This is a genomic window from Bdellovibrio sp. HCB290 (assembly GCF_047305925.1).
GTDB lineage: Bacteria > Bdellovibrionota > Bdellovibrionia > Bdellovibrionales > Bdellovibrionaceae > Bdellovibrio.
Genome location: NZ_CP178620.1, coordinates 2,799,503 through 2,812,101, shown reverse-complemented (window position 1 = coordinate 2,812,101; position 12,599 = coordinate 2,799,503). Strand labels below are relative to the sequence as shown.

Annotated in this window: 12 protein-coding genes; 6 read left to right on the top strand and 6 right to left on the bottom strand. The window is 46.8% G+C overall.

Translation table 11 applies throughout. From position 1 onward, the window contains the following. Positions 1–54: 54 nt before the first annotated feature. From ACLVWU_RS13820 to ACLVWU_RS13800, 5 genes are all read left to right on the top strand, one after another. Positions 55–1,044, top strand: coding sequence for a beta-sandwich domain-containing protein (locus ACLVWU_RS13820; protein WP_413575398.1), 990 nt, complete (start codon positions 55–57; stop codon positions 1,042–1,044). 110 nt (positions 1,045–1,154) lie between these two features. Continuing rightward, on the top strand, positions 1,155–2,162 hold the full coding sequence (gap, locus tag ACLVWU_RS13815) for a type I glyceraldehyde-3-phosphate dehydrogenase (protein ID WP_413575396.1): 1,008 nt from the start codon (positions 1,155–1,157) through the stop codon (positions 2,160–2,162). A gap of 3 nt (positions 2,163–2,165) precedes the next feature. Next, positions 2,166–3,389, top strand: coding sequence for a phosphoglycerate kinase (locus ACLVWU_RS13810; protein WP_413575395.1), 1,224 nt, complete (start codon positions 2,166–2,168; stop codon positions 3,387–3,389). A gap of 48 nt (positions 3,390–3,437) precedes the next feature. Then, positions 3,438–4,160: a triose-phosphate isomerase gene (tpiA, locus tag ACLVWU_RS13805; RefSeq protein ID WP_413575394.1), complete on the top strand. Its 723-nt coding sequence runs from the start codon at positions 3,438–3,440 to the stop codon at positions 4,158–4,160. A 140-nt stretch (positions 4,161–4,300) separates the two neighbouring features. After that, positions 4,301–4,966 (top strand): O-methyltransferase, encoded by a 666-nt coding sequence (locus ACLVWU_RS13800; protein ID WP_413575393.1) that lies wholly within the window; start codon positions 4,301–4,303, stop codon positions 4,964–4,966. Positions 4,967–5,072: 106 nt separating this feature from the next. Here the strand turns inward: ACLVWU_RS13800 and ACLVWU_RS13795 are convergent, their stop codons facing one another. Further along, the gene (locus ACLVWU_RS13795; RefSeq protein ID WP_413575392.1) at positions 5,073–5,546 is read right to left on the bottom strand and encodes a hypothetical protein; all 474 of its coding nucleotides are present in this window, start codon (positions 5,544–5,546) and stop codon (positions 5,073–5,075) included. An 8-nt stretch (positions 5,547–5,554) separates the two neighbouring features. Further along, entirely contained in the window at positions 5,555–6,766 is a 1,212-nt protein-coding gene (locus tag ACLVWU_RS13790; RefSeq protein WP_413575391.1) for a hypothetical protein, read from the bottom strand. Positions 6,767–7,020: 254 nt separating this feature from the next. Between ACLVWU_RS13790 and ilvA the strand changes: the two genes are divergently transcribed. Continuing rightward, a complete protein-coding gene (gene ilvA, locus ACLVWU_RS13785) occupies positions 7,021–8,226 on the top strand; it encodes a threonine ammonia-lyase (protein WP_413575390.1) in 1,206 nt (401 codons plus the stop codon). On the opposite strand, the gene ACLVWU_RS13780 is transcribed toward ilvA, so the two are convergent. The 4 genes from ACLVWU_RS13780 to ACLVWU_RS13765 form a co-directional block, all read right to left on the bottom strand. Beyond that, positions 8,219–9,010 carry a substrate-binding periplasmic protein gene (locus ACLVWU_RS13780; RefSeq protein WP_413575389.1) on the bottom strand — a complete coding sequence of 264 codons (792 nt, stop codon included), beginning with the start codon at positions 9,008–9,010 and terminating at the stop codon, positions 8,219–8,221. The genes ilvA and ACLVWU_RS13780 overlap by 8 nt on opposite strands. Before the next feature lie 219 nt (positions 9,011–9,229). Further along, the gene (gene msrA / locus ACLVWU_RS13775; RefSeq protein WP_413575388.1) at positions 9,230–9,727 is read right to left on the bottom strand and encodes a peptide-methionine (S)-S-oxide reductase MsrA; all 498 of its coding nucleotides are present in this window, start codon (positions 9,725–9,727) and stop codon (positions 9,230–9,232) included. A gap of 18 nt (positions 9,728–9,745) precedes the next feature. Further along, positions 9,746–11,164, bottom strand: coding sequence for a hydantoinase B/oxoprolinase family protein (locus tag ACLVWU_RS13770; protein WP_413575387.1), 1,419 nt, complete (start codon positions 11,162–11,164; stop codon positions 9,746–9,748). A 3-nt stretch (positions 11,165–11,167) separates the two neighbouring features. Further along, on the bottom strand, positions 11,168–12,520 hold the full coding sequence (locus ACLVWU_RS13765; RefSeq protein WP_413575386.1) for a hydantoinase/oxoprolinase N-terminal domain-containing protein: 1,353 nt from the start codon (positions 12,518–12,520) through the stop codon (positions 11,168–11,170). Positions 12,521–12,599: the final 79 nt, after the last annotated feature.

Here is a 12,599-nt window from a genome sequence, read left to right as displayed (position 1 = left end):
ACTTTGTTAATAGGTTTGATGCAAGTTAAAACTCTTATCGAAAGGGAACCACTTATGAAAAGAAATCACCTGATCCTTGGCGCGGCATTGTTCGCCTCAGTTATGCAAACTTCAACTGTTGCACACGCAGCTTTAGATAAAGGCGACGTCGGCACAATCATCGGCGGAGTCATCGGTGGTGTCGCGGGTTCCGGTTTCGGTAAGGGCAATGGAAAAACAGCGGCAACTATTATCGGTGCAATCGCTGGTTCTGTGATCGGAAACAAACTTGGCGAAAATATGGAAGACAATGATCGCCGTGCTTACAACGAAGCACAACGTCGCTCTCTTGAGGGCAACGTAGGTGAAAACTGTGACTGGGATGGCGGCCGCTATGGTTCCCGTTCTGGTGCCCGGGGATCTTTCAACTCCACTCGTGAAGGTTACAACTCCCGCGGCGAATATTGCCGTGAATATGTCAGCGTAATTGAAATGCGCGGACGCTCTGAAAGAACTCAAGGTATCGCCTGCCAGGGACACAATGGTTCTTGGTCAGAAACTCGTTCCACTGATGTAAGCTGGGGCGGTCGCCCAGGTCATCCAGGTCGCGGTGATGGCGGTTACGGGCCAGGGCCTCGTCCTCCAGGACCGGGTCGTCCACGTCCACCACGTCCAATGCCTCCTCCTCCACACCCAGGTGATCGTTATGATCGCGCGGATGTTCAGGTTTCCAGCATCACTCGCCGCACAGGTGGGGAGTGGGTTCGTTTGAGCCTGGCTTACCCTCAAGCGGTGGATCAAATTCAAGTTCGTACTTTGACAGCAGGTGTTCGCGTTCATGACGCGATCGTCTACACGCAAAGAGGCCAAAGACTGTCTCTTTACAGCCTTCAAGGCCGTGGAACTATGTACGCGGGTCAAAGCGCTATTTCTGAAAACTTCTACCGCGGCGACCGTGTGACAGCGATCGACGTACGTTTGGAGTCCATGGGTGGTTATGCTGACGTTCTTTTGACAGTGTTCTCGTTGGACGGTTACCCGAATATCAACGTTAGCCGGTTCTAGAACCAACATAGCGAATTAGCCGTAAAAGCCAGTCGGGACGGGGTGTCTAGACTGGCTTTTTTGCGTTCTAAGGCCCATATTGGGTGGGTTTTAAAACAAGGAGCTTATTCATGGCAAAACTTCGCATTGGTATTAATGGTTTTGGTCGTATCGGTCGCGTTTTCTTCAGAGCGGCTCATGATCAGTTTGAAATCGTAGGTATTAACTCTTTGGATAGCATTGAAGGCAATGCGCATCTTTTGAAATACGACTCTGCACACGGCACATTCGCTGGTGATGTTTCTCACGATAACGAAAACCTGATCGTTAACGGTAAAAAAATCCACGTTACTAAATTCCGCAACCCAGCTGAAGTTCCTTGGAAAGCTTGGGGCGTGGACGTTGTTGTTGAGTGCTCTGGCGCATTCAAGAACAAAGAAGACTTCATGAAGCACATCGAAGGCGGAGCGAAACGCGTATTGGTTTCTGGCCCTGCTGAAAAAGGTGCAGACATCACTATGGTTTACGGCATCAATCACGAAGCCTACGATCCAGCAAAACACCACGTAGTTTCAAATGCATCTTGCACAACAAACTGCCTGGCGCCTCTTGCAAAAGTATTGAATGAAAAATTCGGTATCGAGCACGGCACTATGATGACAATCCACTCGTACACGAACGACCAAAAAATCCTGGACGCTCCTCACTCTGACATGCGCCGCGCCCGTGCAGCTGCAGTCAGTATGATCCCAACAACAACTGGGGCAGCTAAAAACGTAGGTTTGGTATTGCCGGAACTTAAAGGCAAAATCGATGGTATCTCCGTACGTGTTCCAACTCCGAACGTATCTTTGGTGGATTTCACATTCACTGCTAAAGCAGACGTAACTAAAGAAGCGGTTAACGAAGCGCTTATCGCAGCTTCCAACGGTGCTTTGAAAGGCGTGTTGGCTTGTGAAAAGAACGAACTGGTTTCTGTTGATTTCAACGGCAACAAATTCTCTTCTATCGTGGACCTTGCATCAACGATGACTGTAGGTCCTCGCATGGTGAAAGTTCTTTCTTGGTATGACAACGAAACTGGTTTCTCTAACCGTATGGTTGACGTTCTTAAACACATGGCTGCGAAAGGTCTGTAATCGATGAGCGCAGGTCTTAAAGGTATTAAAACCGTTCGTGATTTCGCGTTGGAAGGCAAAGTGGTCTTCCTTCGCCTGGATCTGAACGTTCCCATGGAAGATGGCAAGATCACGGACGAAAACCGTATCACGGCTTCCCTTCCGACGATCAAGTATTGCATGGAACATGGTGCGAAGATCGTTATGGCTTCCCACTTGGGTCGCCCTAAAACGAAGGACGATAAAGAGTTCTCTTTGGAGCCTGTTGCAAAACGTCTTCAAGAGCACTTGAATGCAGAAGTGATCCTGGTTGAAGAACCGGACTCTGATGCTCCAGTTCACTTGCTGCCTTCTTTGAAAAAGAATCAGTTGATCCTTCTTGAAAACGTACGTTTTGAGGCGGGAGAAACAAAAGACTCTATCGAGTTCGCGCAAAAAATCGCAAACTACGCAGAGATCTACATCAACGACGCGTTCGGTGCTTCCCACCGTGCGCACGCAACGATTCATGCGTTGCCGTCTGTGATGAAAGAAAAAGGCATTGGTTTCCTGATCGAAAAGGAAATCAACATGCTTGATTCTTTGCTGACGAATCCAAAACGCCCGTATATCGCTGTAATGGGTGGTGCAAAAGTTTCTGACAAAATGCCGGTTATCGAAAAGTTGATGGACATCGTTGATGGTTTCATCATCGGTGGTGCTATGGCTTACACGTTCTTGAAAGCTCAAGGCGTGTCTGTTGGTAACTCTTTGGTAGAAGCTGATAAAGTTCGCTACTGCAAAGAGATGATTGAACGTATTGCAGCTCGTGACAAAACGATCCTGCTTCCAGTTGATCACGTGGCGACGAAAGCTTTCGGTGATGTGGCGAATGCTCACACAACTAAAGACGTTGTCATCCCAGATGGCGAGATGGCTTTGGACATCGGACCTCAAACGATTCGCAATTACTCTGCAGCTCTTAAAGAAGCAGGAACTATTTTCTGGAACGGCCCAATGGGCGTTTTCGAAAATCCAGCTTTCTCTAAAGGAACTTTCGGCGTAGCAAAAGCGATCGCTGAATCAAATGCGACAAAAATCGTAGGTGGTGGTGATTCCGCAGCAGCCGCAGAAATGTCGGGCTATGCAGACAAGATGACCCACATCTCTACAGGCGGCGGAGCTTCCCTTGAATATCTTCAAGGCGATAAGTTGCCAGGTCTGGAAATCCTGCGCACGAAGGCTCGTCCAGCGAGCAATTACGAATAGTTTCTTTGAAAGGCTCCTCAAAGGAGCCTTTCTTTTATTGAGGTTTTTATGAAAAAGATTTTTGCTGGTAATTGGAAGCTTTTTAAATCGCCTGCGGAGACTCGTGCTTTTATGAGCAAGTTCAAAGAGGTGATGGGTTCTGTAACTGGCGAGGTTGTGTTTTTTCCTTCGGCTATTTCTTTGGAAGCGGCTTGTGAGGCGGTGAAGGGTTCTGCGATCAAGATTGGTGTGCAGAATGCGTATACTCAGGCTTCTGGGGCTTTCACTGGAGAAAACTCGGCTCAAGTTGTTAAAGAACTGGGTGGTCAGTACATTTTGATCGGGCACAGTGAGCGTCGTTCTATCTTTGGTGAAACCGATGCTTTGATCGCTGATAAAGTGGCTTACGTTCAATCTTTGGGTCTGACTCCGATGTTGTGTATTGGCGAAACTCTGCAAGAGCGTGAAGCAACTCACACATTCCGCGTGTTGGAAACTCAATTGCTTTTGGGCTTGGCGAAAGCTGACAAAGCAAAACCGATTGTTGTGGCTTATGAACCGGTTTGGGCGATTGGCACTGGTAAAGTGGCGACTCCTGAACAAGTGGCAGAGACCCACACAGACGTTCACAGCATTCTGACTAAAATGGGATTCACAGCACCGATTCTTTACGGTGGCAGCGTGAAGCCGGATAACGCTGGTCAACTGATCAAGCAAGCTCACGTCAGTGGCTTCCTGGTTGGTGGAGCTTCTTTGGAAGTTGATTCCTTCCAAAAGATCGCGACTGTATAGATCTGAAGTCCATTCAGGTTTAGTTACAGATATTGTCAGTTGGTTGTCTTCTGAATTGATTCAAACATTATTAATAGTGTTTGAATCTTGGTTTGGTTATATCGAATTCAATTTTAATTCCAAAGCGGAAGGAATCGATTATGAATTCATGGTTGGCAAATCCCAAAGTACAAACACTCCTGGCTTCTCTTTATAAAGACTCCGCAGATAACGATGCGATCAATCGCAAAGAAGCGAACGAACTTCCCAACACAGCAACTTCCGAAGAGTTCTATACAGCCATGCGCAAAGTGTACATGGCCGTCGGCTCTGATTTTGGAAACATGCTCTACGCGTTGGCGCGTGCGACAAAAGCAAAAACGATTGTGGAGTTCGGCACTTCATTCGGTGTTTCGACAATTTATCTGGCAGCAGCGATCAAAGATAATGGCGGTGGCAAAGTGATCACCACAGAGTTTCATCCTGAAAAAGCCGCAAAAGCAAAACAGAATCTGATTGAGGCTGGTTTGATCGAGTACGTAGAGTTCCGCGTGGGCGATGCTTTGCAAACGTTGAAACAGGACAAACCACAAAACGTGGACCTGCTGTTCCTGGACGGCCCAAAGGGAATGTACATGGACGTATTGAAGCTGATGCAAGATCAATTGCGCAGTGGCGGCATCCTTGCGAGCGACAACACTGATCACGATGGCTTGCAGGACTACTTGGCGTATATCAGAAACACCGACAACGGCTATATCTCATCACCGATTCACACGAAACGCGGTGAAAGACATCCTGCTCACGAAGTTAGCGTAAAGGTCTAAATAAAAAAGGCAGCTTGAAGCTGCCTTTTTTGCATTCAAGGTTGTCGTTTTCATTTCCGCTACGGAAGTAAATTCGACAACTTTGTCCTCGAAGAATCGGGGAGTGCTATCCGTTACCTTGATGCTTTGATCTGATGAAGTTCTGTATGGATTTTTTCAAGGCAGCAGCATCCACTGGCGAAAGCTTTTTTAAAGCGGTATCGTACTGCTCTTGACGCTTTTTAATAGCTGCCGATTTGTTTTTGAATTCAGGCTCCGAGTAATCAAAAAGCACCAGCACCAGCTCGGAAGAGTACTGTTCAGTATCTTTTTTATTCATTGCTGAAGCCACTTTAACAATTTGATCCAACAAAAGCTGATCTTCAGGCGCATCTTTAAAGGCCTTCACGGATTTTTCCAGGATATCGAAGATCTTATCGCGATTCTTGCTGTCACTATCTTGATAGCGTCCTTCCTCGGGCAGGGAAGTCACAAGTTGTTCTGCTTTGTTCAACGCAATCAATGAGTCATCCGCCGACACAGCCGCGGCTTTAAAACTGATCAATGAAAAAATAAGAGCGATTAAAAATATGTTCTTCATATACATCCCTATATTTTGACCATCACACCGATGATTTTATAAGGTTTCCCTTTTCTGGCAAAGCGTTTCGCTTTATCAAATGTCATAAAGCTGCCGTCTTTTCCCTGACTCATATCACGGGGTCTGACGAAGTCGCTGACGTAACCACCATCTGATTCCCAGTCTGTCTTGATTTGAATATCGCCAGCTTCATTTTTATCTGAAGTTGCGTAGACCAGAATAGCTCCTTTTGGAGCATCGTCCGGTGTTTTAATGATTCCTTTATAAGGAGATTCCATTAAGTTGGTAAATCCCTGGGCTTTTAAGTCGCGGACAGCGTCCTTCGCTTCGCCACCTGGTGGATACTTTTTCAACCAGCCACCCGCCATACCAGCTCTTTTTACATACTGATAGCACATACTAGTGGAGTAGGGCTCTTTGTTCGCCATCGCCGATCTAATCATTTTTTGCGTTTTAGGATCGTTGGAGTACTTTGCGATTTTAGGAAAGTTCTTCCAGTCATGTTCACTCATGGTATAGCGGCGCTTTTTGTAGCGAGCATAAAGAGCGTCATCTTTCGCTTTGGCACTGTCACTTGCCGCGACTTCTGGGGAATCTTTTTTCAAGTCTTTGGGCTTTTTACTTTTGGAGGCAGCATCATCCAAAGCCTTCGTCGCAACATCTTTCAAATCATTGCGATTGGCTTCAGTGCCACCGCAGGAGTTCGTCAGTTTACAGTTGCCACCCATGCCAGCTTCAGTGCGTGATTGATCTGGCATCGCTTCATTCGGATCAATCGATTTGTCATCGTTGGAAGAAGGCGCGGGTTGTGAGGCACCAGCTTCGCGGGATTGCTTGGCCAAGGCTGACTCTGGATTTTGCATTTCCACGTCATCGCCGTCGCGGAACTTCAACCACGGATTTTTCTTATTATAGAATACCCAGACCAAGTCGCCTACTTTGGCTTTGGTTTTACCTGTACCCACACTGGTCAAGCGAACTTGCACAGCATAGGAACCGGAAGAATTCATGCGCTTCGTGGTAACCACTTCCGCTTTTGAACCTGGAGGCACAGTCGATAAAATATTTCGGGAGTTTTTTGTGAACTCAGGCGAGGAGCGAGCATTCACTCTTCCATTGAAAACGAGCTCGCGAATATTCTCTGAAGCTTGCGCAAATGCGAATGCTCCAAGAAACATCAGTGATGTCGTAATTAGTAGAATTCTGAGTCGTTTGATCAAGCAATACCCCTCACTGGACTTTTCGGCGATTTTGCCAAAATCATGAGTGCTTTTGAGTATTTCGGTGATTTTTGGTTAACCTGTGCGACATAATATTTCTGCGAATATTAAAGTATTTATCAATTAATTTAGTGATTCCATGTAGTTAGGATCATTTTGGGAAATTCCATTAAAAACCGGGACCTTGGAAAGCCTCTTGCCCGAGGTGCTATTTTGGAAGAAAGTAGGTCGACTAACAGGAGTTTCGGTTCCCTATGAAAGTAACTTTTGAAGACATTCAAAAAGCCCGTCAGCTAATCAAAGATATCATCAGTCCCACTGAAATGAGTCACTCTATCAGTGCCAGCAACCTCCTGAACAGTGAAGTGTACTTCAAATTTGAAAACACTCAGCGCACGGGCAGTTTCAAATTTCGTGGCGCCTATAATAAAATCTCTAACTTAAGCGCCGAAGAAAAAGCTCGCGGAGTGGTTGCCAGTTCCGCTGGAAATCATGCTCAAGGCGTGGCGCTTTCCGCACGCTTGGCAGGAGTAAAATCCACCATCGTCATGCCAGAGAATTGCTCAATCAGCAAAGCAACAGCAACGCGCGCATATGGTGCGAACGTGATCTTAAAAGGCGAAATCTACGATGAAGCCTACGAGCACGCGCAAAAACTTGAAAAAGAACACGGTTATACTTTCGTGCATCCTTATCAGGATCCTTTGGTCATCGCAGGTCAGGGGACTATCGGTATTGAAATTCTGGAGAAGGTTCCGGATTTGGATACTGTGATTATTCCTATTGGCGGTGGGGGCTTGATCAGCGGAGTCGCGCTTGCGGTGAAAACGATCAATCCGAAAATTCGCGTGATCGGTGTGCAAAGTGATCGCTCGCCGGGAATGGCTTGCCTTTACAACAAGCAAACACCGGATCAGAAAAAGAAACGGGCGGCGACGATTGCTGATGGTATCGCCATCAAAAATCCTTCGCAGGTTATTTACGATAGTTTTATTTCCAAGTATGTCGATCAAGTCGTGACCGTCAGTGATGACGAAATCGCAGAAGCGATAGTGTTCCTGATGGAGCGTGCGAAAACCGTGGCCGAGGGCTCTGGTGCTGCTGCGATGGCGGCAGCGATGCATGGCGGACTGGATCTGGGCAAAAAGTGCTGCGTGATTATCAGCGGTGGCAACATCGATTTGAATATTGTCAGCAAGATCATTGATCGTGGTCAGGCGCTGCGCGGGAAACTGTGCGAGCTTTCGGTGATCGTGGATGATTTGCCGGGGAACTTAAGCAATCTGACTCAGGTGATTGCCTCTGAAAAAGCGAACGTTCTGGAAGTTCGTCATGACCGGGTTTCCCAAGGTCTGTCACTGCGTGAAACGCGCATTGATTTCGTGTTGGAAACTTCCAGCATCGAGCATGTTGAAAAAATCAAGAAAGCCCTTGAGGCTTCCGGCGCAAAAATTATTTAGTCGGATCAATAGTGGTTGAGTGCGGGTCCCAGTCAGGGACTCCGTATTTCATAAGAATGCGTGCAAGCTCTCCATTTTGGCGCATTTCAACCAGGCCTTTGGAGAACGTCTTCGCATAATCTTCAGATTTTTTATTGGACGGCGAGAACGCCATAAAAAGTTTCGCGTCGTTGGCGACCGTCGAGCTGACCGCTTTGTATTCTTCAGGGTTGATTTTCATCTCCGAGAGCACTGTGCGCAGAACCAGCTGGTTTTCAATGAACGCATCCAGACGTTTGCTTTCCATCATTTTTAAAATTTGCTCCAGAGGATGTTCGCCAGAGATTGAAACAAAGATTTCGCGGTTCTCATTGATAATGCGATCGACATCGCCACCATAGGCATAGCCATTGATCACGCCGATTTTTTTGCCGGTCAGGGAAGAGTAGTCTTTATAAGTCCAACTGGAATCTTTTTTGACGAAGAAGAAATCCTGTCCAAGGCCCAATGTTTTTGAGGGGAATACGAAATCAGGACAGTCATTATAGTTAGCGCCTAAAACGGCGGTGGCTTTATTTTTTCGGGTTTCGTTCACGGCCCGGGCCCAGTTCACCATCGAAAATTTAACTTTATGGCCGGCCTTTTCAAAGATCTTGGTTGCAACTTCAACCATATAACCGGGGGCTTTGCTGCTATCGCAAACATACGGACACCACGCATCGGAACGTACCAAAATTGTGTCCGCCGCTGCCGGCTGCGCACAAAATCCGAGAATGATAAATATTGCAATAACACGTGAGTTCATTTCAAGCCGCCCTTTTATGCTTACGGCTACTTACGGGTTACAGTGTCTTTCTACAACTTTCCAACTCAAAATCGGTTATTACGAAGTTGTAACTACTTGTGACTACGAAGTTTAGAGAAATTGCTCTATATAAATTGCGATCATGTAAACTTATTTTAGTGTTCCACGAGAGTGGGCGAGATAGTCTTTTTTATTTGCAGAAACAGCCACAGTTTAATCTTAAAAATCGACTTTGCGGACAAAATGACAAGTGTAACCACCTGGATTCTTCAACAAATAATCTTGATGATAGCCTTCTGCAGACCAGAACTGAGGAGCTTCGGCAACAGTCGTTACAGCAGGTTTTCCCCATGCGCCAGATTTATTAACTCGCGCTATTACTTTTTCAGCGGTTTGCTTTTGTTCGTCAGAAGTATAAAAAATCTCGCTACGGTATTGGGTGCCGACGTCGTTGCCCTGACGGTTTTCTGTCGTGGGGTCATGAATCTTGAAAAAATAAAGCAGCAGGTTTTCGTATGAGAGTTGATCCGGATTGAATTCTACCTTCACGGATTCAGCATGATCAGTCGTGCCGGTTTTTACTTCGTTGTAGGTGGCATTTGGGGTGTTTCCACCCATATATCCCACTTCCGTTTTCATCACTCCGGGAAGTTTGCGCAGAAGGTCTTCCATGCCCCAAAAACAACCACCAGCCAGGTACGCAATTTCTGATTTCATGAAAACCTCCTTTGAGATTTATTCAGCAATGACTTTTTGTTCCGGGCGACCGTGGCCGCCGCCAGAACCTGAGCAGAAACTTAGGATCTCGCCCTTCAGGATCTTTTGTTGTCCCAATACAGGCAAGCTCTTTGTGGAGCCGGCTTGTTCCAATGTGACTTCGGAAGCGTCCCCGTGAGAGCAGTTCTTTGGAATACGTGGACGGTGCAAGGTCATGTCAGTTAACCAGGACAATTGCATTTCATCCAGGGCTTCCACCTTAAAGATCATGCCGCGCCCTCCATTGTGTTTGCCTTTTCCACCCTGAGAGTTGCGGCGATCCATGCGATGTACATGAACCGGAAAGTTTCTTTCCAAGGTTTCGATAGAAAGGCCCTCGATATGAGCGTTCTGGCCATCGACTTCACCCGTGGCGCCGGCCCCCCCTTCAAGACTAAGGAAAATCTGAGAAGAGTCGTGCTTCATTTGCACCATTAGCGGTGCGTGGGAATCCAGTGCACGTTCGTTCTTGGAATGAATATGTGACAACGCCAAATCGATGGCGGTCTGAAGTGCTGCCACTCCGCAAGTCATTCCCTTCATGGTGGAAGCCGGGTATTTGGCCATCAACCAGCAGCCGGCGGGCTTGGTAACTTGAAGAATCGAAAATGAACCAGTATTTGCATACTGATCAAAGCCGTAAAATGCACTGATCGCTTTAAAGCAGGTTCCGTAGGCTGCAGATTCAGTCAGGTGCAAAGTTTTCGCTGCGGAAGTGCCGCCGAAATCCATCATCACGCGGCCATCTTGAATTTCCAGATTCAGGCGCAGCAATTCGCCGCTGTCCAGAACCACGTCAACGCGGGTTTCGCCCGAAGCTCGCTCCGAAATTTTTTGCACAGCCAGCTTTTTGGAAAGTTGAAGGTAATCTTCAATAAGCTCGCCCGTTACGGAAAGGCCCGTGCCTTCAATGGTGTCATGCAGTTTTTGAGCGCTGACGATCATCGAAGCACATTGAGTTTTGATCCACTCCATAAATTGGGGAGGACAAGCGGGGTGAGCGCCCATCGCACCCAGGATCATTTCGTTCAGTTGTCCTTTTTGGCGCAGGGGAGTTGGAGGAATGCGCAAGCCTTCCTCTTCAATACTTTTTCCAAAACTCAGGTTTTTATTCAAAGGCAGACGGTTGACCCAGATCAAGTCCTCGGACACAGCCATGATGAAAGTGATTTCATCCAGGGTGGTGCCACCGCTGTAAGGATCATTCAAAAGAGCAATATCTCCTTCAGCCAGCTTCAAATATTTGGAAACTGTATTTGCGGCAGTCACCAGAGTGCCATAGGACACCGGATTTTTTCCGCGCACCATGAGGACATCGTTTTCCGTTGTCAAAAGAGCAGACTCACCTTGAAGGAAATCGGAAAGCAAAGAGTGAAACAATTCGATATGATAAGACATAAATTAAACCTTCGCCTTCAGACCCACAGCAACGACGGCGCGGGCTTCAGCAAAATCCTGATCATCAATGGAAGCGTTAGGATCTTTCTTAAATCCGTTGGCGAAAAGTTCCGCCAAGGGTCCGGTCACCTTGATTTTTTTGTTTTGACGATGTAGCAGGGACTCCATCACAACTTTTTGCATGCCCAGGCTTTGCAGCTCTTTTATCACAGTCGAAATCTCAAGATTGCGATCGTAACTGGACTTAACCATGGTCAGAAGAGCGGTTTTGAATTTTTGAATGCCTGCAGCCACCATGCGATCCTGAAGGCCGGCCATTTTTGTGACCTTGGCATTTTCAGTCCACAAATCCATAAGCGTGGTTTTTTGACCACGACCAAAACTCATCGGTCCTGGTTCCCAACCTTCGAGGTTGCGATGGAAATCAAAATGCTTAAAGGAATTCAGTTTAATTCCCATGGTCGGTTGAATACTTAGCTGACGCATTTGCAGGCTTTTGTTTTCGACTTTACCCCAAGGGCTTTCCCAATTTTCACTCCAGGAATCCGGAGAGATCAAAACAAAGTCCTCAAGCCCAAGATGCAGAACATCCATTTTTGAATTTTGATATTGGAAACCTAAAGCGCTGTAAGAGGCAAACAAGCTGCCAACACGTTTGTTAGTTTCATCCTGGAATACTTCGCCGGCAGAGCCGACGAAATAAACTTGGGATTCAGGAACTGCATCTTTCATGCCTTCCAGCAGATCTTTTTTCAGATCCTGGAACAGACTGGAGATTGTCGCATTCAGCGCATTTTTTCTCCAGCGCGTGACTTCATCCTGATTTTCAGTTTTTTCGGGGGTGAAAACTTCGATGCCTTTGGCTTGAAACAATTCCTGCGCCTGTTTTTCATGCGCTGGATTGATGTTAGCGTGCAAGAAGTGCAGGCAGACTTTTTTAATTTCCATTAGCTGCAATTTAGCAGCGATCGCTTCGATTTCCTCCTGTGCAAGAGCATGCAGAATCTGACCGGAAGCCAAAATTCTTTCGCGCACAGAAAAATGCAGTTCAGAGGAGGTCAGGGCGGCCCCGGAGCAGCCACGCAGCTCCAGCCAGTTTTCAAAACCCTCAGTCGTGACGTGAGCCACAGCTCCTGAAAGTTTGTAGTCCATTAGTTTTTCAGAAATTCTGAGGCTGACAAAAGCTTTGGCGATGCCTTTTTCTTTGTGAGCGGAAACAAATTGCTGAAGAGAGTTTTTTAAATTCTCTCGGGAAAGGTAGGCGCGTTTGGCTGCAACTGTGTTTATTCCATCGAGCAGAATATATTCTGCGAAGGATTCGCCCACACTTACACCTAACATGAAACTGTTTTGCATTTTTAAACGCTCTCTATTGAAATCGCACTAGAATGTGTTAAAGCTAGGCGATCAGATATAGCAAAGATATCCCCGTAAG